Origin of the sequence: Solidesulfovibrio carbinoliphilus subsp. oakridgensis, from assembly GCF_000177215.2 — a bacterium.
In the GTDB taxonomy this organism is placed as follows: domain Bacteria; phylum Desulfobacterota; class Desulfovibrionia; order Desulfovibrionales; family Desulfovibrionaceae; genus Solidesulfovibrio; species Solidesulfovibrio carbinoliphilus.
In genome coordinates this window covers 2998246-3018952 of record NZ_CM001368.1, presented here as the reverse complement: position 1 = coordinate 3018952, position 20707 = coordinate 2998246, and the positions used below count along the sequence as shown (strand labels likewise).

Genomic DNA, 20707 nt, shown 5'->3' with positions numbered 1-20707 from the left:
TGCAAAACTGTGTGCCTAAGTCCCACCGACTGTCACGGTTTGGCCACATTATTTTTTATCTAACTGAAATTTAATGTCTTTCATTACGGATCGGTATTTGCCAGGGAGTCGCGATACCTGATGCTCCGTGGCAGCGGATGTGTTTCCGAAAAGGCAGGCACCGGTGTGTGGGCGGCTCCCGCGCCGGGTGCGGTTTTTCGGAGGGAGCGGCGCGCCTTGCCGGCGATCCGAATATCCCGGGTGAGGCTTTCTGGTGTAAACGCGTGATCCATGGCGGGAGGATTTGGGAAGATTCAACCAGAACCGGTGGGGGATGTAATGACGCTGGCTATCTTGATCGCCATTTCCTTGATGTGGTTGCCTGTGGCCCTGCTTTTTCTCGGCTACGGGGAAGCGAAAGGCACGGGCGCCATCTGCGCCTTTGTCGGCATTTGCGTCGTTCTCGGCGCATTCATCAACGTCATACAAAACGATGCGTTCACGGCCGGCCTGCTTTTTGCACACGGGCTGCTCTACTGCACCGTCGCCTACGCCCTTCTGACCGGCCTCGACAACATGAAGTCCGTCGGCAACGTCAGCTTGACGGTTGCCATCGTATCGTTCATCTATATGCTGCTTTACTACCATGTCAAAGGGAGCAACTACTTCACGCTGGCCTGTGCCGGGTACACGGTCCTGACGCTTGAAGTCTGGCTCAACGCTTACGGCAAACTGTCCGGCCGGCTGCTTGCCTGGTCGCTGATCATATGGGTCCCTGTCGGGCTTTACATCCCGGCTTTTCTGCTTCTCTCGGGCAAGCCGCTGCCGTTCTAGGCTGGGGCGCGCCACGGCCCGGACCGCGACAGGTCCGGGCCTGTTTCCATGTTCGGGCGTTGGTTGCGTTTTGGGGAACACTCGCTACGGAGGAGGGAATCATGAAACGTTTTGTCTGCATTCTGGCGGCCGTCCTTATGATGACGGCTGCGGTCCGCGCCCAGGCAGCCACCGAGGTGCGGATGACGGGCGACGCGCTCGTCTATGGCAACTTTTTCGCCAACCGGAATTTCACCGGCTGGAACAGCGCCAAATGGATCAACGAGGCCGGCACCATCCAGGGCGCCGGCACCAAGACCGAAGACCGTTTCGAAATCTGGGAGCGCTTCCGCCTGCGCTCGGACTTCATCGCCAATGAAGCCGTGAAGTTCCGCCTGGGCGTGCTGGTCGAGGACACCTGGGGCCACGGCACCTTCACGGCCGCCAACCCGACCGTGGCCGTGGAAGTCTACCAGGCCTACCTGCAGTTCAAGTGGCCGGGTTGCGACATCCAGATCTCGGCCGGTCTCCAGCCGGCCTCCATTCCCCAGAGCTCGTTTTTCGCCGGCAGCATCGTGTTCGACGAAGACGTGGCCTCGCTGATCATCTCGGCGCCGCTGATCCCGGACCACCTGAGCCTGGTCTTGGCCTACGTGCGCACCATCTCGAGCGACCGGACCTACGCGCCGACCACCACGTCGGTCTACTCCAACGAAGAGGGCTACATGCTGGCCCTGCCCATCACCATCGAGGGCTTCAAGGCCACCCCGTGGGCCTTGTTCGGCGTCGGCGGCAAGGGCGGCCACTACCTGTCCGAGGCCGGTTGGGCCGAAGGCCTGATCTCCTCGGGCCTGTTCACGGTCGGACCCGTCGGCTGGAAAAACAACTTCATCACCGCCCTGTGGGCCGGCACCACCCTGGAAGTCACGACGTTTGATCCCTTCAAGTTCTACGCCGACGTCATCTGGGGCCAGCACGGCATGAACGAATACCGCAAGAACGTCCGCAACGGCTGGTTCATCGATGCGGCGGCGGAATACACGGGCCTGACCATGGTCACGCCCCAGGCCTTCGGCTTCTGGTCCACGGGCGAGGACAGCTCCACGAGAAACGGCTCCGAGCGCATGCCGAACTTCTTCCCCGGCTCCGGCCGCGGCGGCGAGCACAACGGCGGCACCCAGAGCTGGAACGCGGGCAACAGCTTCCTGTTCGACGGCGGCCAGGAGCTGGTCAAGGGCTCCAACATGGGCATCTCGCCGCTCGGCGCCTGGGGATTCGGCGCCTCGCTCAACAACATGAGCTTCCTCGACCAGCTGACCCACCGCCTGACCTTTGCCTACGTCCACGGCAACAACTCGGCCAAGGCCATCCGCTATGCCAACTTCGTGCTCGGCAGCAACCCCATCTTCCAGATGGGCCGCGACCTGACCGACAAGGAATGGGTCATTGGCCTGAACTTCGACACCAAGTACATGCTGTACGAAAACCTGGCGCTTATCCTCGAAACCGGCTGGGCCATCCCGGGCGAGTTCCAGAAGAACGTCTGGGGCCGCCGCCTGGCCAACAAGGCCGAGGACGCCTGGAAGGTCGCGTTCGGCCTGAAGTACACGTTCTAGACGACTGTCGCACCGCGACCAACGCCGGGCCGGGGTCCTCGCCAGGACCCCGGCCTTTTTGCGTCCGGCCGCCGGCCTGCGCGCCTGGGCCGGGTCCTCCGGGAGAAAGAAGGGGCGGTGGTGGAAAGGCCGGCGCCCGCCGCCGCGATCAGGCCGGGCCGGAACTTCGGTCGGAGGCAACGGGCGGCGCCGTTGGCCCGGGACGGCGCATGGGTTTTTCGGCCGCCGGCGGGGGCGGCTTCGGGCCGCCTACGGGACGACGGCCATGGCCAGCCGGCCTCCGGCCTGGCCGGACGGGCGGGGGGAGGGGCGGCCGGCCAGCTTGGCGGCCAGGGCGGCGTGGCGTTCGATGTTGGCGGCGTAGTAGGCGGTGACCGACAGGGCCCCGCCGTTTCGGACCATGGTGACCAAGCCCCCTTCCCGGGCCCAGGCCTGCCCCGGCCGACCCTCCCCTCCCGTCTGCCCCAGGGACGAGGGCGGCCCGAACCGGCCGGTCAGGTAGGTGGACAGGGCGGTCTGGTAGCCGTCGAGGTTTTCGGAAAAGCGCAGATTGAGCGTCAAAAGGCCGGCCCCGACCTCGGAAAAGACCGCCGCCCCGGCGATGGGGCCGGCCTTGGCCGCCGTAGGCGCGGCGGTCCGGGAAAAGGCGTAGGTGACGAGCTGTCCGGGCAGCTCGCCGGCCAGGGCGCAACACTCCCGGCTGCGGTCCCGGATGAAGGCCGCCACCGCTTCCCGGCCGCCGGCGGGATCGGACAGGGGATAGGCGAAGTTGCAGGCCTCGCCCCGGCCGCGTCCGACCTTAAACCGTTTGCGCGCGAGCTTGGCGGCCAGGGAGGCCGGGGTCTCGTCGGCCGCGATGTCGTAGAAGGAAAACCCGGCCGGCGGTTCGGGCGCGGCGGCGAAACGCACGGCCCGGGAGGCCGGGGCGCGAAAGACGTGCCCGTCCACGGGCGCCTGCGCCGCCACCAGGGCCAGGACCGGCGGCGGCAGGACGGGCCGGGGCGGCCGGTGGCCCGCCTCCTCGTAGAAATAGGCGCCAACGGTCAGGGCAAGGGCCGTGCCGGCAAAGAGCGCGGCCAGGACGTACTTGAGGAGCCCGAGCCGGTCGAGCGCCTCGATCATCCCCCTGCCTGTCCGTGCCATCTTTTTCCTCCCACCGGCCCTTGTCGCCGCCTCCTTCCTATCGGACGGCGACGGCGACGCCAATAGGGGGGCGGGAGAAAGCCTAGAACTCGTAGCGCAGCCGAGCCGCGCCGCCGGGCGCGCCGCCAACGCCGTATTCCTTGATGCGGGAGCCGCTTTCCCGATAAAACGTCATGGTCCCGGGCAGCGCATAGAGCGCTCCGAGGCTGACGGACAGGCCGGCGGCCGGTCGCAGATCGAGCCAGGCCCCGGCCCGGGCGGAAAACAGGGAGACGTAGCCGTCCGGCGCGGCCGGGCTGTCGTCCGCCAGCTTGTAGGTGCCGCCGTCGACGCTGCCGGTCAGGCGAAGGCCCCACCAGGTGCCGCCGCGCCAGGCCACCTCGGTGCGGGGAAAGCCGATATCGACCGTCAATTCCGGAACAGCGGCGCAGGCGTAGCGCAGACCGGCCACCGGCACGAACCGGGTCTGAACCCGGTCATAGGAGACGCCGCCGCCGGCGGTGACCGCCCACTGGCTTCCCAGGGGAATAATCAGGCCGGCCAGGGCGGACGCGCCGACCAGTCCCTCGCCGGGATCACGGGCATAGCCCAGGTTCCCCCGCAGCCCGACGAAGCCGCTCCCCCCCGGCCAAAGTCCGCCCTTGACCGTCACGCCCGCGTTCCATTTGTGCAGGGCGTCAAAGGGCGCTTCCCCGCCAAAAGGCAAGCGGCCGGTCCTGGAGAAATCATACGACGTCCCGGCGTAGCCGAGATCGACCGCGACAGGCCCCGTGTCATAGGAAACTTTGGCCTCTTCCCGCCAGGCGGCCATTTTCGCGCCCGAGACAGCGGCCGGAGCCACGTAGCTCGCCCCACCCTCGACCCTGATCCCCTTGGCGACCGGTCCGTCCTTGGCCCGCTTCTCCCTGGCCGTCTCACCCATGGCGGCAAGATCCTCCTCCACCTCCGTCCCGGCCTCGTCGGCCGCCCGGGCCTCGCCCAAGCCCGCCAGGAGCAGCGTCGCGGCCAAGAGGGCAAATCCAAACAACCAGGGCCACAGCGTGTCCCCGCGCCTTTGCCTCGAAGCCTTTCCAACCTCGCGCACCGTATCCATACACACCCCCTTCCGGTTTCCCCGCCCTGTCGGTTCCTGTTGCCCGACGCTCGGCATGGAGCAACGCGCCCCACGGCCAAGCCGGCCTTCCCCCGTTCCCGCCGCCCTCCCGCCGCTCCCTGAACGCTGTTCGCTCTCGTTGTTCACGGCACACCTCCCCGCCTTCCCAGCGCCTCTTTAGTCACCAACTGGTGACATAAGGTTCAAAAAAAAGGGCCACGCTACGCCCCGCCAATGATGCTCCAGGTGATCCGGGCCAGCATGGCTTCCAGACGTTCCCAGGTGGCCTCGTCGTCGAGGGCGAGGCCGACAAAGGTCTTTTCCTGCCGGGCGCGGACGGCCAGATGGTTGATGACCGCGCCGATCACGGCGCTAAAAGCCTGCATGTCCACTCCCAAGGCGTCGCCATCGACCTTGACGAGTTCCCGGAGCCGGGTCCCCATCAGTTCCCGGGCAAGGTCCAGGGCATCGGTCAACTCGTTTTGCTCGAGAAACCGCCAGGCCAGGATCTCCTGGGTGAGCGGCCGGGCCCGGATGCCGCGCATGTAGTTGCGGGTGACGACGACCATCCGCTCGGCAAGCGGCAGGGCCAGGAAAGCCACCAGATCACCGCCGGTCAGTTCCTCAAGGCTCGGCCAGAGGTCGCCCTCCTTGGAAAACGCGGCCACAAGCCCGGGCAGGCCGTCGAAATAGCGGTAGATGAGCACCTTATCCACGCCGGCTTCCCGGGCCACGGTATTGACCCCGACGGACCGGAACCCCTGCTTGGCCAGGACCCGGCCCACAGCGTCCATAAGGAGCTTCTTGGTGGCCTCGCGGTCCCTTGGCCGGTCCCTGCCGGCGACCTTGCTCTCTCGTTCCATGCCCCGGGTAATAGTCACCGACCGGTGACTTTGTCAAGCGCCTTTTCACCTGTCCGCCGCGAGCCGATCGCAAGACCGGAACGCCGACGCCCCAAGCCCCGTTGCGGCAGCCCCCTTTCAGGGGGTCCGGGGCTGATCCCCCCCGGCCGCCGGAGGCCTCTTCTCTCCGCTCTTTTCGTGGCGGGCGGCCAGGCAGGCGGCCACGGAGGCGGCCGTGGCTTCGTTCAGTTCCGGGAGGCTGGTGCGGTTGTTGAACGCCCCGAGGTGCGGGCCGGTGGCCAGCTCCACATCGGCCTGGCCCCGGCGCAGGCGGGCGGCCTCGGCCGGGGCCAGGCCCCGGTCGGTCAGAAAGGCCACGAAGGCGGCGTCGGTCATCGCCGCCTGGTCGTCCAGGCGCAAAAGCTCGGCCATGTGCCGGTCCACGCCCATCTCCTCCACCATGCGCCGGGCCAGTTCGCGCGGGTGGAAGGGCACCCGCGCCCCGGCCTCGCCGACAAAGCCCTCGAAGTAGCGGCCATGGATGTGGCCGACGATACGGGCCAGGAGGTCCTCGTCAAAGAGGTGGCGGGCGTCGGCCGGGCGGCCGTCCGGGAGGGTGCCGACCAGGGCGGGGTCGCGCAGGCGAAAGGCGCTGCCCGCGACCAGAAACAGGCTGACCAGATGGTCGCCCAGGCGGCGGTAGAGGGTGCCGGTCCGGTCGCCAAGGGCCACGAGGTGTTCGAAGTCGCGCAGGCCCGACAGGCCGAAATTGGGGTGGAGCGACGAGTGGAGCCACCGGTCGAGCCGGCCGGGCAGGCGCCAGTCGTAGACCCCGCCGTCCTCGCGCCGGCCGCGCTGGACCCGGTTGTGGAAAAGCGGGATGGCGGCCTCGTGGAGGATGCCTTGGCCGGCCAGCCAGCCGAAAAGGAAGGCGGCCCGGCCGAGCGCCCCGGCCAGGGCGTCATCGGCCAGGGCCTGGGGGCCGGCGGCGTTGGGGTAGGCGAAATAGTCGGTCCGGGCCAGGTAGGCCAGGCACCGGCCGGCGGGGTCCAGGCCGGCCAGGGGGAACGGCAGGTCCGGGACGGCAAAAAGGACCGGCTCGCCGTCCCGGCAGGGGGTCGGCACGTGGCAGGGCTCGGGAAAAGGAAGGGTGGCGCAGTGCTCCATCCAGGCCGCCTCCCGGGCGAGTCCGGACGGATCCTCGCCCTGGCGCAGCCGCTTGACCACCAGGAGCCTGTCCGGCCGGCGGGTCGGGACAAGGAGGCTTCGGCCGGCGGGACGGACTCCGGCCGCGGGGTCGGCCCCGGCCCGGCCGCACAGGGCGGCAAAGGTGGCCGGCCCGGCGACGGACGGCGGCACCGGCACGTCCGGGCCGCGAAGTCCGGCCAGGGGCAGGGCCCCCACGGCCTCGGCCGTGGCCAGGCGGGGTTTGCCCGGCGTGGCCAGGGCCCGGGCCAGGGCCTCCCGGGACAGGCCGGCCAGATGCGGCGGCCCCTTGGCCAGCAAAGTGACGAGGGCCCCGGCCGCCTCGCGGTAGAGGATGCGGGCCTGGGTCTGCCGGGCGTGGTCGTTTCGGGCGAGCAGGGTTCGCAGGGCCGTGACCGTGGCCGGCGCCACGGCGGCGGGATCGCGTCCGGCCAGATCGGCCACCCGCCGGGCAGCCAGAAAGGCGGCGGTGAAATCGCCGTCCAGGCCAAAGGCCTCGTAGCCGGGACCGGTCACCGGGCCTGGATCTCGGGCAGCTGGCCGAGCAGCGCGTCCAGGTCGTATTCGTCGAGCGGCTTGGCCACGAAAGCCAGGGGCCCGGCCTCGGCCGCCAGCCGCCGGGTCCGTTCGTCCACGTAGGCCGTGACGAAGACCACCGGCACGTTGGACTCGCGCCGCATGCGGCAGGCCGTCTCGATGCCGTCCATGTCCCCGTCGAGACGGATGTCCATGAGCACGAGATCCGGCGCATGGCGGAAGAAGGCTTCCAGGGCGGCCTCGCCCGTGGAGACCGAAGCGGCGACCACATGCCCGAGCCGCTTGAGCATGGCCCCGGTCGCCATGGCGGTTATGGCTTCGTCTTCCACGATCATTACGCGTGCCGAGGTCATGGCCGGTTCTCCCTGGACGTTACACACCTGTCGGTTCCGCCATTTTGATGGCCCTCGCCAGTCGGTTTGTCAATGCGCAAACCGTGGGGCACCGAGGCCGCCCAGGGGCGCGGGACTGGTTCGTGGCCAACGGCTTGTTTCCCATGGAGTTGGCCACGCGGGAAAAGAGCGGTCCGCCCCCGCGCGCCGCCTGTTGGGCCGGCCCTGGGCCTGTGATCGGCCACAAAAAAAGCGCCCGTCGCACAAGCGGCGGGCGCGCCAAAAAACGCTCGTGGGCCGGGACCCTAGGACGACATGTCGATCAGGCCGTTCCAGTCCTCGGAAAACTTCACCATGCCGGAATCGGTCAGGGGATGGCCGATGGCATACTCCTGCCAGGGCTTGTCGAGCGGCAGGCCCTCGTCGGGGATGGGGGCCAGGTTGCCGGGAGCGTAGGCGTAGTCCGGGCCGGGGATGGGGATGCCGGCCTCGGCCCAGGCCATGAGGAGCTTGTAGGGCGCGGTGATGATGTCGCTGCCGATCGAGAGCGCGCACAGGAGGTGCTCCATGGACCGGACGCTGGCGGTCAGCACCTCCACGTGGCCGTCGCTGGCCTGGTACATCCTGAGGATATGCCGGATCAGGTCCATGCCGTTTTCGCCCCGGTCGTCGAGCCGGCCGATGAAAGGCGACAGGAAGACGGCCCCGCGCCGTGCCCCCTTGGTGGCGGCATAGACGGCCGCCGCCTGCTCCTGGCTGAACACCAGCGTCATGTTGACGCGCCGGCCCTCGCCGACCAGGACGCTGGCCGCTTCGAGCCCGGCGGCCGTGGTCGGCAGCTTGATGTGGGCGTTTTTGATCCAGGTGTCGAACTGCCGGGCCTGGGTCAGCATGGCTTCCGTGGTGGTCTTGGCGTCGCCGTAGACCTCGATGGAGATCGAGCCCTGGGGCAGCAGGGCCGCAAGTTCCTGGCACAGTTCCTTGTAGAACTCGTAGATGGCCGTGCCGCTGAACTTGTTGCCTGCCACCTTGTGGGCCTGGGCGGCCGGATTCTTGGCGATAAGGCTCGGGTTGGTGGTCTGGCCGTCCAGAAAGCCGAGGGCTTTTAGGACCTGCCGGGTCTCTTCGGGGTCGGCTCCGTCCAGGAAGATGCGGGTTTTGAGATTCTCGGGTCGCATGGTCGCCTCACAGCAGGGTTTTGACGGTTTTGACGATGCCCGCGCGGGAGATGCCCTCGAAGTCCAGCAACTCCTGGGGCTTGCCGCTTTTGGGCATCTTTTCCACGGACAGCCGCACCACCTTCTTGGCCGTGCCGGCAAAGGCCGCGGCCACCGCCTCGCCAAGGCCGCCCTCGGGATAGTGGTCCTCGACCACCACCACGGCGGCCACGGTTTCAGCTGCCGCGAGAATCCCTTTTTCGTCAAGGGGTTTGACGCTGTAGGCGTCGAGCACCCGGATGGCCGTGCCCTCGCCGGCCAGGCTGTCGGCCGCGGCCAGGGCCTCGGCCAGGGTGATGCCCGCGGCCACCACCAGGACCTTGTCCGCGCCGGAGGAGCGCAGGACCTTGCTGCCGCCGACGGGAAACGTTTCCTCCGGCCCGTAGAGGATCGGCGTCGCGGCCCGGGTGGTCCGGATGTAGGTGATGCCTGTGCGCAAAACCGCCGCCTCCACCAGCCGCTCGCAGGACATGGCATCCCCGGGGTAGAGGACCGCGCTGCCGCTTATGGCCCGGAACATGGCCAGGTCCTCGAGCCCCATCTGGGACGGGCCGTCCTCGCCGATGGACACCCCGGCGTGGGAGCCGCAGTAGACCACGTTGCCGGCCGAGTACTGGGCCATGCGGATCTGGTCGAAGGCCCGGGACCAGAAGGCGGCAAAGGTCGAGCACAGCGGCTTTTTGCCCCGCCGCGACAGGCCAAGGCCCACGCCGGCCATGTTCTGCTCGGCCACGTACATCTCGAAAAACCGGTCCGGCGCGACTTTTTTCATGTCCTCGGCATAGGTGGAATTGCTGACCTCGCCGTCGAGGACCACCATGTCCGGATGCCCGGGGGCCAGCCGGGCCAGGGCGTCGCCGTAGGCCTTGCGGGTGGCGTAGGATTTTTTCGGATCGTAGTCCGGCGGCGGCACGGCAAAGGCGGCGCCGGCCTGGGCCGAAAGCCCGGGCGGCTGGGCCAGGGGCAGGGTCATGTCCAGGTCCGCCGCGCCGATTTCGGCCAGGGCCCGGGGCAGGTCTTCCTTGGGCAGGGGCTTGCCGTGCCAGCCGTTCTTGTCCTCGATAAACGACACGCCCTTGCCTTTGACGGTCCGGGCGATGATGGCCGTGGGCCGGCCCTTGACGGCCTCGGCCGCGGCGTAGGCCTCGAGGACCTGCTTCTGGTCGTGGCCGTCGACGAGGACGGTGTTCCAGCCGAAGGCGGAAAGCTTGCGGTCGTAGACCCCGAGGTCGTGGCCGTAGAGGGTCTCGCCGCGCTGGCCCAGGCGATTGATGTCGAGGATGGCGACCAGGTTGTCGAGGCCGTAGTGGGCCCCGATTTCCAGCGCCTCCCAGACCGAGCCCTCGGCCATTTCCGAGTCCCCGAGCAGCACGTAGGTCCGGTAGGGCAGCCTGTCGAGGAATTTGGCGTTTAGGGCCATGCCGACGCCGATGGACAGGCCCTGGCCGAGGGACCCGGTGGCGGCCTCCGCAAAGGGCGTGCCGGCCACGGGGTGGCCTTCCAGCGGCGAGCCGAACTGGCGAAGGGTCATGAGTTCGGCCCGGGATATCTTGCCGGCCGCGGCCCAGAGGGCGTAAAAAAGCGGCGAGGCGTGCCCCTTGGAAAAAATCAGCCGGTCGTTGTCCGGCCGGTCGGGCCGGTCGGCGTCAAAGCGGAACAGGCCGCCGAAAAGCAGTCCGGCCATGAGTTCCACTCCGGAAAGCGACGAGGTCGGATGGCCGGACCCGGCTTCGGTGGTGGAGGTAAGAATATCGTGGCGGATCCGGCGGCAGATCGCCTGCAAGGCGTCGAGGTCCATTGCGTCTCCTCCTTGGGTCTAGGCTTTGGCGGGCGGCCCGCCCGTTTCAGGAGCATCGTTCGAAACTAAACACGCTTTGCCGGCAAAAGGCAAACGGCCGGGCCGGGAAAACATGGTTTTTTTGCCGCCGCCCGAGACTTCCTTGGCGCGGCCCGTTTTTTTCTGGTAGCCGGGACGCAAGCCCGCAACGATGCAAGGAGTGCCCATGACGCCGTCACCGCGCGTTTCACCGGAGGTTGCGAGAGGGTTCAAGCAGGCGGCCGCCGCCCATGCCGCGGCCCTGGTCGAAGCCGGCATGGCCGTGGGCCTCGGCCACGGGTCCACGGCCGTGGAAGCCGTGCCGGTTCTGGCCGACCGGGCCGGGCGGGGGGAACTGGCCGGCACGGTCTTCGTGCCGGCGGCCCGGTTCATGGCCGAGGCCCTGCGCCGACACGGCCTGCCGGTGGGAAGCCTGGACGACCGGCCCGAACTCGACCTGGCCATCGACGGGGCCGACGAGATCGACCCGAATCTCGACTGCATCAAGGGCGGCGGCGGGGCCCTCCTCTACGAGAAGATCGTGGGCCAGGCCGCCAAACGGCTCGTCATCGTGGCCGACGCCGGCAAGCTGAGTCCCCGGCTCGGCACCCGCCATCCGCTGCCGGTCGAGATCACGCCCTTTGCCCTGGCTTCCGAGCTGCGCTTCCTGGCCGGCCTCGGCGGCCATCCCGCCCTGCGCCTGCGCCCGGACGGCGACCCCATGCGCACCGAGCGCGGCAACGTCATCGCGGACTGCCCTTTCGGCCCCATGGCCGACCCGGCCGGCCTGGCCGCCGCCCTCGACGCCCGGGGCGGCGTGGCCGGCCATGGCCTCTTCATCGGCCTCGCCGCCCTGGTCGTGGTCGCCGGCGAAGACGGGGTGCGCGAATTGCGTCGTTGAATGCCCCGGCGGCCGGGGCCACTGGGACTCCGCCCCAGACCCGGCCAGGGCGCCGCCCTGGACCCGCCGGGGGGATCATCCCCCCGGACCCCCTCGACGGGGCGGGTGGGAATCCGGAAGGATGGCGGATGAAAACGTGTTCCCTGTCTGTGCGCAACAAACGCAACTCGTTATTATAAAATACGATTCATCGCGCGCTGCCGTCTGTCAGGCGCTGTTCCCGTCGGCCGCGTCCAGATTGTCCGGCAGCCCGCCCACAAAGTCGCGGATGGCGTCGCGCACCCGGCGGTAGTGGGAAAGGGCCTCCTCTTCGCTGGCGGCCCCGACGGCCAGGGCTGGCGGGTCGTCAAAGCCCACGTGGACCTTTTTGACCGGCCCCGGGAAAAAGGGGCACTGGTCATGGGCGGCGCCACACAGCGTCACCACATAGTCGAAGGCCACATTGGGCAGCTCTTCCACAAGCTTGGACGTCTGGCCCGAAATGTCCACCCCGGCCTCGGCCATGACGGCCACGGCCCGGGGATCGAGCCCGTGCTTCTCCACCCCGGCCGAATACGCCACCAGGACGTCGTCCCGAAGCGCCCGGGCAAAGCCCTCGGCCATCTGGCTGCGGCAGGCGTTGCCGGTGCACAAGAAAAGAATGTTCTTTTTCTTCATGACAAAGCCCCTGGCGGGTCCTCTCCCCCATCGCCCCGACGTTCCTGCCGCCGGGGACCGCAGCAGGCGATTTCCTCGGCCAATACGGCCATGCGCTCCCGGATCCGGTCACGGATTTCCCGGACCTTGGCCAGCTTCTCCGCCTCGGTGCCGACCACCCCGGCCGGATCGGGAAAGGGCAGGTGCAGCCGGTGGGTCACGCCCGGAAAGACCGGGCACTGCCCCTCGAGCGATTCCTCGCATACCGTGACCACATATTCAAAGAGCCTGCCGTCCCGGAAGAGGTCGAACACCCGGCGGGTCGCCTTTCCGGACAGATCGATCCCCTCCTCGGCCATGACCGCGACCACCAGCGGGTTGACGGACGTGGGATCGAGCCCCGCGCTCTCCACTTCCGCCGCCTCCCCGCAGAATTTGCGCAGATAGGCCTCGGCCATCTGGCTCCTGGCGCTGTTGTGCACGCAAATGAAAAGCACCCGCATGGCACCCTCCCGGTTTAGATTGGACAGATACTTCGTAAGGGCGGTCCGTGTCGATCCGGTTACGCCTTGCGTGGCGGGAAAAAGCGGGCGCGGTCCCGGCCTCCTCGGCCCCAGCCACCCGGCCGAGTCGTTTTGTCCCAGGCGCCCCGGGTGGGACACTTTTTCTCAACCATGTTTCATATAAAGACTTTATTTTGATCCACCCCGGCCGGAACGGGACAACTCTCCCCACCGGGGAAGGCTGTAACCTTTTTACCCAATCACGGCCAAGGCATGGGACAACTTGTCCAGATGGCCCCAACCCCCGGAATAAGCCGGCTTTTTCCGATTTCCAGGCCAGGGGCCCCGGCCGGCGCCGGTGGGCACGGGGCACCCACGGCGGCCAGACTGCCCCGCCTCTGCCCGGCCCTCAAAGGGCAAGACTCTGAAATGATTGGAAGTAAAAAGTGGCCCGGGAATTGCTCTATGGGGAATTGCGTTTACCCAAAAGCCGCAAGGAAATCAGGTTTGGGGTCCGTTCGCAAAACCATAACCTTAACCCAAGTGAGGTTGGCACCATGGCAGTTCGCGAGCAAGTCTACGGTTTCTTCATTCCCAGCGTGACCCTCATCGGCATCGGCGCCGCCAAGCAGATCCCCGAGAAGATCAAAGCCCTGGGCGGCAGCAAACCGCTGATCGTCACCGACAAGGGCGTGGTCAAGGTCGGCATCGCCAAGCAGATCACCGATCTGCTCGACGCCGCCGGCATGAAGTACCACATCTATGACGAAACCATCCCCAACCCCACCGACGAGAACGTCCACAAGGGCGTGGATGTCTACAAGAAAGAGGGCTGCGACAGCCTTATCACCCTCGGCGGCGGTTCTTCGCACGACTGCGGCAAGGGCATCGGCCTTTGCGTGGCCAACGGCGGCAAGATCCACGACTACGAAGGCGTGGACAAGTCCACCAAGCCCTTCATGCCCTACCTGGCCGTCAACACCACGGCCGGCACCGCCTCTGAAATGACCCGTTTCTGCATCATCACCGACCTGTCCCGCCACGTGAAGATGGCCATTGTCGACTGGCGCGTGACCCCGCATATCGCCATTGACGACCCGGTCCTCATGGTCGGCATGCCCCCGGCGCTGACCGCCGCCACCGGCATGGACGCCCTGACCCACGCCGTCGAGGCCTTCGTGTCCACCATCGCCAACCCGATGACCGACGCCTGCGCCATCGAAGCCATCAAGCTGATCTTCAAGTACCTGCGCAAGGCCGTGGCCAACGGGCAGGACATGGAAGCCCGCGAAGGCATGTGCTTCGCCGAGTACCTGGCCGGCATGGCCTTCAACAACGCCAGCCTGGGCCACGTCCACGCCATGGCCCACCAGCTGGGCGGCTTCTACGACCTGCCGCACGGCGAATGCAACGCCATTCTCCTGCCCCACGTCGAGAAGTTCAACCTGATCGCCAAGGTTGAGAAGTTCGCCGCCATGGCCGAGATCATGGGCGAGAACATCGCCGGCATGGCTCCCCGCGACGCCGCCGAACTGGCGCTCAAGGCCATTCGCCAGCTGTCCGCCGACGTCGGCATCCCGTCCGGCCTGGTCGAGCTTGGCAAGCGCTACGGCAAGGACGTCAAGGCCACCGACATCCCGACCATGACCGGCAACGCCCAGAAGGACGCTTGCGGTTTCACCAACCCGCGCTGCCCGACCGACAAGGACGTGGCCGCCATCTACACGGCCGCCCTGTAACAACAACGGCTGTTGCGTCAAAGGGGGCCTCCGGGCCCCCTTTGAACATCCAGGGGCAGCCTCCGCCCCGGGTCGTCTGGCCGACGCGCGGCGCCCCACGTCCGGCCGCGGTCGGGCTATGGCCGGCGCGACCGGTGCGACGGCAGGTGCGGCACGACGGACGGGCAGCGCGTCCGGTGGGTCTTGATTTTCGCGACTTTGTTCCTATTTGATACATGCCCTGAGAAGAGAAACACACTTTCTAAGCAACTAGTTGAAATAAGTATAGAAATTCCTCCAGGCGCGACGCCCGGTCCGGGGTGGCAAACGAGGGACCGCCATGCTATCCACCCCGGACCGCGGTCGTCGTGTCGCCGGCCTCCCTGGTGTCAGGCGACCTGCTTGCCTTAACGTTGGTTTCTTTCACGTCAACCGGATAGGATTGTATGAATAGCATCAATCTCACCTGCGATTACGACGGAGATTTCGTTCACAGGGTGGAGGAAGAGTCCGGCCAGAATGTCAGCCTGTGCTACCAGTGCGGCAACTGCACGGCCGGATGCCCGTACACCTTCGTCTACGACATCCCGGTCAGTCAGATCATGCGCCTGCTCCAGGCCGGACAGAAAAAGACCGTGCTGTCCTGCAAATCCATCTGGCTGTGCGCCACCTGCGAGTCCTGCACGACCAGGTGCCCCAACAACATCGACGTGGCCCGCGTCATGGACGTCCTGCGCCACATGGCCCGCCGCGAAGGCTTGGCCGCCGTGCCCCAGGTCAAGACCTTCTGGGACTCCTTCCTGGATTCGGTCCGGGCCCACGGCCGCGTCTTCGAACTCGGCCTCATGGTCAACTACATCACCCGGACCGGCCGTTTCTGGACCGACATGGACCTTGGGCCGAAAATGCTGCCCAAGGGCAAACTGTCCTTCACGCCCCATGACATCCAGGGCAAGGAGCACGTGGCCCGGATCTTCGAGCGCTTCGAGAGGGAGTCGAACTCATGAGTGAAGCCATTGCCTACTACCCGGGCTGCTCGGGCCTCGGGACTTCCAGGGAATACGACGCCTCGACCCGGGCCGTCTGCGCCGCGGTCGGCCTGTCCCTGGTCGACATTCCGGACTGGAGCTGCTGCGGCTCGAGCCCGGCCCACACCAAGGACCACGTCCTGTCCGCGGCCCTGTCCGCCAGGAATCTCCAGCTCGTGGCCGACATGGGCCTGCGCTCCGCCATCACCCCCTGTCCGAGCTGCCTGACCAACCTGCGCACGGCCAACCATCGCATGGAGACCCCGGCCACGGCCGAAAAGGTCAACAAGCTCCTGGACGTCCCCTACGGCGGCCAGGTCAATACCCAGTCCGTGCTCCAGGCCCTGGTCGAGACCGTGGGCCTCGACGCCCTGAAGGCCGCCGTGCGCACGCCCTTAAAGGGCCTCAAGGTCGCCTGCTACTACGGCTGCATCATGAACAGGCCCCCCGAGCTCATGGCCTTTGACGACTGCGAAAACCCCATGGCCATGGACAACATCCTGTCCGCCATGGGGGCCGAGGTCGTGCCTTTTCCGCTCAAGGTCGAATGCTGCGGCGCCTCCTACGGCATTCCCCGCCCCGACGTCGTGGCCACGCTTTCCGGGAAGCTCCTGGAAACGGCCAAGCTCGCCGGCGCGGACATGATCGCGGTCGCCTGCCCGCTTTGCCAGATGAACCTCGACCTGCGCCAAGGCCAGGTCAACCGGGCCCAGGGGACCAGCTACAAGATCCCCGTGCCCTACTTCACCCAGCTCATGGGCGTGGCCCTGAACGTGTCGGACGAGGAACTCGGGTTCGGCCAGCTGTGCGTCGATCCGAGGCCCGTCCTTTCCAAGGCCCTGGCGGGCGCGGACTAACAGGCGAGGGAGCATAGCCAATGCGAATAGGCGTTTTCGTCTGCCACTGCGGCAGCAACATTGAAGGCACGGTGGACACCGCTACCGTGGCCAAGGCCGCCCTGGACTTTCCCGAGGTCGTCTATGCCACGGACACCATGTACGCCTGCTCGGAACCCGGCCAGGAAGGCATCATCCAGGCCATCAAGGAAAAAAACCTGACCGGCGTGGTCGTGGCCTCCTGCACCCCGCGCATGCACGAGCCCACCTTCCGGCGGGCCGTGGAACGGGCCGGGCTCAACCGCTACATGTTCGAGATGGCCAACATCCGGGAGCACGTCTCCTGGATCGGCAAGGACCGCGAGGCCAACACCAACAAGGCCCTGGACCTGGTCCGGATCGCCGCCGAAAAGCTGCGGCGCGACGCCCCGCTCGTGCCGAGCAAGTTCTCGGTCAACAAGCGGGTCATGATCATCGGCGGCGGCGTGGCCGGCATCCAGGCGGCGCTGGACTGCGCCGACGGCGGCCTCGAGGTCGTCCTGGTCGAGCGCGAATCCACCATCGGCGGCAAGATGGCCAAGCTCGACAAGACCTTCCCCACGGTCGACTGTTCGAGCTGCATCCTCGGCCCCAAGATGGTCGACGTGGCCCAGCACCCCAACATCACGCTCCACGCCTACTCCGAGGTGGACTCCATCGGCGGCTACGTGGGCAACTTCCAGGTCCAGGTCAAGAAAAAGGCCACCTATGTGGACTGGGAGCTGTGCACCGGCTGCGGCGCCTGCACCGAGAAGTGTCCGAGCAAGAAAAACCCGGACGCCTTCAACGAGAAGATCGGGCCCACCACCTCGATCAACATCCCCTTTCCCCAGGCCATTCCGAAAAAGGCGGTCATCGACCCGACCACCTGCCGCCAGTTCGTCAAGGGCAAGTGCGGCGTGTGCGCCAAGGTCTGCCCCACCGGGGCCATCCGCTACGACATGACCGACGAGCTGGTCACCGAGGACGTGGGCGCCATTGTCGCGGCCACGGGCTACGACCTCTTCGACATCAGCAAGGTCACGGAGTACGGCGGCGGCCGCTACCCCGACGTCATCACCGGCCTCCAGTACGAGCGCCTGCTTTCGGCCTCCGGCCCGACCGGCGGCCACATCAAGCGCCCGTCCGACGGCAAGGAGCCGAAAAACATCGTCTTCATTCAGTGCGTCGGCTCGCGCGACAAGTCGCTGGACAGGCCCTACTGCTCGGGATTCTGCTGCATGTACACGGCCAAGCAGACGATCCTGACCAAGGACCACATCCCGGATTCCCAGTCCTACGTCTTTTACATGGACATCCGTTCCCCCGGCAAAATGTACGACGAGTTCACCCGCCGGGCCATGGAAGAGTACGGGGCCCGCTACATCCGGGGCCGCGTGGCCATGGTCTATCCCAAGGGCGACAAGCTGATCGTGCGCGGGGCCGACACGCTCGCCGGCTGCCAGGTGGAGATCGAGGCCGACCTGGTGGTTCTGGCCGCCGGGGCCGAAGCGGCCAAGGGCGCGCCCCAACTGGCCGAGAAGCTGCGCATCTCCTACGACAAGTACGGCTTCTTCATGGAGAGCCACCCCAAGCTCAAGCCCGTGGAGACCAACACGGCCGGCGTGTATCTGGCCGGCTCGTGCCAGGGCCCCAAAGACATCCCGCAGTCCGTCGGCCAGGGCAGCGCGGCCGCGGCCAAGGTGCTGGCCCTTTTCTCCAAGGACATGCTGGAAAGCGACCCGCAGATCTCCAAGGTCGACATCAAGCGGTGCGTGGGCTGCGGCAAGTGCATCATCACCTGCCCGTTCAAGGCCATCAAGGAAGTCGAATTCCGGGGCCAGAAAAAGGCCGAGGTCATCGAGACCGTCTGCCAGGGCTGCGGCCTTTGCACTTCGACCTGCCCCCAGGGCGCCATCCAGCTCTCGCACTTCACGGACAACCAAATCCTCGCGGAGGTCAACGCCTTATGCCAGTCCTGACCGGCAAGGAACTGCGTATCGTCGGATTCCTGTGCAACTGGTGCTCCTACGGCGGCGCGGACACGGCGGGCGTCGGGCGGTTCAACCAGCCAACGGACCTGCGGATCATCCGCGTGCCCTGCTCGGGACGCATCGATCCGCTTTTCATCGCCAAGACACTCATCAACGGGGCCGACGGCGTGCTGGTTTCCGGCTGCCACCCCCGCGACTGCCACTACGCCGAGGGCAACTTCTACGCCCGGCGCCGGCTGGAGGTCCTCAAGCGCTTTCTGCCCATCCTCGGCATCGACCCGGCCCGGTTCGACTACACCTGGGTTTCGGCTTCGGAAGGCCAGCGGTGGCAGAAGGTGGTGACGGTATTCACCGAACAGATTCACGCCCTGGGTCCCGCGCCGCGCTTTGACGCCGTGTCGCAGGAACAGCTCGCCAAGGTCGCCGGGGCCATCAGCCAAGGAGGCAACCGTGTCGCGGCTTGAGGAACTCAAAACCCGCATCAAGGAGGCCCTGCCCGGCCTTGAGTGCGTCATCGGCTGGCAAAAGGGCTACGACCCGCTCCACAACACCCCGCTGTTCATGCGCAGCGACGCGGACGTGGACAAGCTCGAGTGGGGCCCCCTCAATGTCCACAACCCGGCCGTGTACCTGCCCCTTTTCCGGGGCAAGAAGGTCGGCGTGGTGGTCAAGGGCTGCGACTCCCGCTCGGTGGTGGAGCTGCTCCAGGAAAACCTCATCGACCGCGACAGCGTGGTCATCTTCGGCATGCCGTGCACGGGCGTCATCGACCTGACCAAGGTCAAGGGCAAGCTCGCTGCGGCCGACGCCCCGGCCGGACAGGCGGCCAGCGTCGCCACGGACGGCAAGACCGTGTCGGTCACGGCCGGCGGCCAGACCGTGGCCATGCCCTTTCTGGACGTCCGGGCCGACAAGTGCGGCCGCTGCCAGTTCCCGAACGCGGTCCTGGCCGACACCTACGTCGGCGACCCCATCGCCCCGACCACGCCGGCCACGCCCGTGGACGCCGATCTGGCCGCCCTCGACGCCATGACCGTGCCCGAGCGCATGGCTTTCTGGCGCTACCACATGGACCGCTGCATCCGCTGCTACGCCTGCCGCAACGCCTGCCCCATGTGCGTGTGCCGCGACCACTGCATCGCCCAGAGCCGCGAGCCCCACTGGCTGACCCAGGAAGATACGGTGACGGAAAAGCTCATGTTCCAGGTGGTGCACGCCATGCACCTGGCCGGCCGCTGCACCGAGTGCGGCGAATGCCAGCGGGCCTGCCCCATGGACATCCCGGTGCTGGCCCTCAAAAAGCACTTAAACCGCGCCATCCACGACCTCTTTGACTACCAGGCCGGCGTTGACCCCCAGGCCATTCCGCCGCTTTTGCAGTTCAAGGTCGAGGAAGCCAACATCAAAGAGCGAGGCTGGTAATGGCCGCTGTCAAATACATCGCAAGCGAAAAGCTGCCGCAGTGGCTGGCGTCCCTGGCGGCCGACCGCCGGGTGCTCGTTCCGGTCCAGGAAGGCCCGGGCGTGGTTTTCCGGCCCTATGACGCGGCCAAGGCCCCGGTCTTCGGTTCCGACGCCACGGCCCCGCCCAAGGGCGCGGTCTTCCCGGCCTGCCAGGAGCTGTTCCGCTACGAGCAGGGCAAGGACGCCGAGGATCCGGGCAAGCCGACCCTGGCCCTTATCCCCAACCTCGCGGCCGAGCCGACCGTGGTCTTCGGGGCCAAGCCCTGCGGGGCCCGCGGCTTTCTCATCTTCGACCGGGTCTACCAGGGCGAGAAGTTCCCGGACCCCTATTACACGGCCGCCCGCGAGGCCACGGTCTTCGTGACCATGGCCTGTGACAAGGCCGAGAACACCTGCTTTTGCCACGCGGTCGGTTCCGGCCCGGCCGATCCGGCCGGCTCGGACCTGCTCCTGACGCCGGTGGCCGGCGGCTACCTGGTCGAGGCCGTCAGCGACAAGGGCCAACCGTTCCTGGAGAACCCGGCGCTCACCGACGGCGCGGCCAAGGTCGGGGAGGCCGAGGGCGTCAAAGCCAGGGCCCTCGAATCCCTGGGCGCCGCCCCGGACTTCGAAGGCTCCCCGGCCGCGCTTTTGGCCGCCTTCGACGACATGGACTTCTGGCGCGACCAGTCGGACAAGTGCATCAGTTGCGGGGCCTGCACCTATCTGTGCCCGACCTGCTACTGCTTCACCATCACCGACGAGCCGGCCGGTATGAAGGGACGGCGGATGCGGTCCTGGGACGCCTGCATGCACTTCCAGTTCACCCTGGAGGCCTCGGGCCACAATCCCCGGCCGACCAAGGCCCATCGCCTGAAAAACCGCGTGGGCCACAAGTTCAGCTACTATCCGACCCTGCACGACGGGCTCATCGCCTGCTGCGGCTGCGGCCGTTGCGTGAAAAGCTGTCCGGTCTCCGTGGACATCCGCGAGATCGTGCAAAACGCCGTGGCCAGGGCCAAGGGCTAGAGGTGCAG

At 67.1% G+C, this 20707-nt stretch carries 20 protein-coding genes; 10 read left to right on the top strand and 10 right to left on the bottom strand.

Annotation, left to right across the window (positions count from 1 at the left end):
• The first annotated feature begins 318 nt into the window (after window positions 1–318).
• Window positions 319–813, top strand: a complete 495-nt coding sequence (locus DFW101_RS13190) for an AmiS/UreI family transporter (RefSeq protein WP_009182021.1) — start codon at window positions 319–321, stop codon at window positions 811–813.
• A 101-nt stretch (window positions 814–914) separates the two neighbouring features.
• A complete protein-coding gene (locus DFW101_RS13185; RefSeq protein WP_009182020.1) occupies window positions 915–2408 on the top strand; it encodes an outer membrane homotrimeric porin in 1494 nt (497 codons plus the stop codon).
• A 249-nt stretch (window positions 2409–2657) separates the two neighbouring features.
• Here DFW101_RS13185 and DFW101_RS13180 read toward each other — a convergent pair whose 3' ends face one another.
• The 8 genes from DFW101_RS13180 to DFW101_RS19525 all read right to left on the bottom strand — a co-directional run bounded on the left by DFW101_RS13180 (window position 2658) and on the right by DFW101_RS19525 (window position 10783).
• The gene (locus tag DFW101_RS13180; RefSeq protein WP_009182019.1) at window positions 2658–3551 is read right to left on the bottom strand and encodes a hypothetical protein; all 894 of its coding nucleotides are present in this window, start codon (window positions 3549–3551) and stop codon (window positions 2658–2660) included.
• Window positions 3552–3633: 82 nt separating this feature from the next.
• Window positions 3634–4560, bottom strand: coding sequence for a hypothetical protein (locus tag DFW101_RS13175; protein ID WP_232286021.1), 927 nt, complete (start codon window positions 4558–4560; stop codon window positions 3634–3636).
• Between the two features lie 305 nt (window positions 4561–4865).
• Complete coding sequence (locus DFW101_RS13170; RefSeq protein ID WP_009182017.1) at window positions 4866–5507, bottom strand: TetR/AcrR family transcriptional regulator; 642 nt, start codon at window positions 5505–5507, stop codon at window positions 4866–4868.
• Between the two features lie 117 nt (window positions 5508–5624).
• Complete coding sequence (locus tag DFW101_RS13165) at window positions 5625–7208, bottom strand: SidJ-related pseudokinase (protein WP_009182016.1); 1584 nt, start codon at window positions 7206–7208, stop codon at window positions 5625–5627.
• Entirely contained in the window at window positions 7205–7582 is a 378-nt protein-coding gene (locus DFW101_RS13160; protein ID WP_009182015.1) for a response regulator, read from the bottom strand. Before DFW101_RS13160 ends, DFW101_RS13165 begins: the two co-directional genes overlap by 4 nt.
• 284 nt (window positions 7583–7866) lie before the next feature.
• A complete protein-coding gene (locus DFW101_RS13155) occupies window positions 7867–8739 on the bottom strand; it encodes a transaldolase family protein (protein ID WP_009182014.1) in 873 nt (290 codons plus the stop codon).
• A 7-nt stretch (window positions 8740–8746) separates the two neighbouring features.
• A complete protein-coding gene (locus DFW101_RS13150; RefSeq protein WP_009182013.1) occupies window positions 8747–10576 on the bottom strand; it encodes a transketolase in 1830 nt (609 codons plus the stop codon).
• A gap of 18 nt (window positions 10577–10594) precedes the next feature.
• Complete coding sequence (locus DFW101_RS19525; RefSeq protein WP_157137642.1) at window positions 10595–10783, bottom strand: hypothetical protein; 189 nt, start codon at window positions 10781–10783, stop codon at window positions 10595–10597.
• Here DFW101_RS19525 and rpiA point away from each other — a divergent pair.
• Window positions 10782–11495, top strand: a complete 714-nt coding sequence (gene rpiA, locus DFW101_RS13145) for a ribose-5-phosphate isomerase RpiA (protein ID WP_009182012.1) — start codon at window positions 10782–10784, stop codon at window positions 11493–11495. The genes DFW101_RS19525 and rpiA overlap by 2 nt on opposite strands.
• Before the next feature lie 207 nt (window positions 11496–11702).
• Here the strand turns inward: rpiA and DFW101_RS13140 are convergent, their stop codons facing one another.
• Together DFW101_RS13140 and DFW101_RS13135 are read right to left on the bottom strand one after the other, a co-directional pair.
• Window positions 11703–12152: an arsenate reductase ArsC gene (locus DFW101_RS13140; protein WP_009182011.1), complete on the bottom strand. Its 450-nt coding sequence runs from the start codon at window positions 12150–12152 to the stop codon at window positions 11703–11705.
• Window positions 12149–12634, bottom strand: a complete 486-nt coding sequence (locus tag DFW101_RS13135; protein ID WP_009182010.1) for an arsenate reductase ArsC — start codon at window positions 12632–12634, stop codon at window positions 12149–12151. The genes DFW101_RS13140 and DFW101_RS13135 overlap by 4 nt, the downstream gene beginning before the upstream one ends.
• A gap of 557 nt (window positions 12635–13191) precedes the next feature.
• Here DFW101_RS13135 and DFW101_RS13130 point away from each other — a divergent pair.
• The 7 genes from DFW101_RS13130 (at window position 13192) to DFW101_RS13100 (ending at window position 20699) form a co-directional block, all read left to right on the top strand.
• A complete protein-coding gene (locus DFW101_RS13130) occupies window positions 13192–14373 on the top strand; it encodes an iron-containing alcohol dehydrogenase (protein WP_009182009.1) in 1182 nt (393 codons plus the stop codon).
• Between the two features lie 425 nt (window positions 14374–14798).
• A complete protein-coding gene (locus tag DFW101_RS13125; protein WP_009106691.1) occupies window positions 14799–15359 on the top strand; it encodes a 4Fe-4S dicluster domain-containing protein in 561 nt (186 codons plus the stop codon).
• Window positions 15356–16237: a CoB--CoM heterodisulfide reductase iron-sulfur subunit B family protein gene (locus DFW101_RS13120; protein WP_009182008.1), complete on the top strand. Its 882-nt coding sequence runs from the start codon at window positions 15356–15358 to the stop codon at window positions 16235–16237. Before DFW101_RS13125 ends, DFW101_RS13120 begins: the two co-directional genes overlap by 4 nt.
• A gap of 20 nt (window positions 16238–16257) precedes the next feature.
• A complete protein-coding gene (locus DFW101_RS13115) occupies window positions 16258–18216 on the top strand; it encodes a CoB--CoM heterodisulfide reductase iron-sulfur subunit A family protein (RefSeq protein WP_009182007.1) in 1959 nt (652 codons plus the stop codon).
• Window positions 18204–18692 (top strand): hydrogenase iron-sulfur subunit, encoded by a 489-nt coding sequence (locus DFW101_RS13110; RefSeq protein ID WP_009182006.1) that lies wholly within the window; start codon window positions 18204–18206, stop codon window positions 18690–18692. Before DFW101_RS13115 ends, DFW101_RS13110 begins: the two co-directional genes overlap by 13 nt.
• Complete coding sequence (locus tag DFW101_RS13105; RefSeq protein WP_009182005.1) at window positions 18679–19650, top strand: 4Fe-4S dicluster domain-containing protein; 972 nt, start codon at window positions 18679–18681, stop codon at window positions 19648–19650. Before DFW101_RS13110 ends, DFW101_RS13105 begins: the two co-directional genes overlap by 14 nt.
• Window positions 19650–20699 (top strand): 4Fe-4S dicluster domain-containing protein, encoded by a 1050-nt coding sequence (locus DFW101_RS13100; RefSeq protein WP_009182004.1) that lies wholly within the window; start codon window positions 19650–19652, stop codon window positions 20697–20699. The genes DFW101_RS13105 and DFW101_RS13100 overlap by 1 nt, the downstream gene beginning before the upstream one ends.
• Window positions 20700–20707 lie beyond the last annotated feature (8 nt).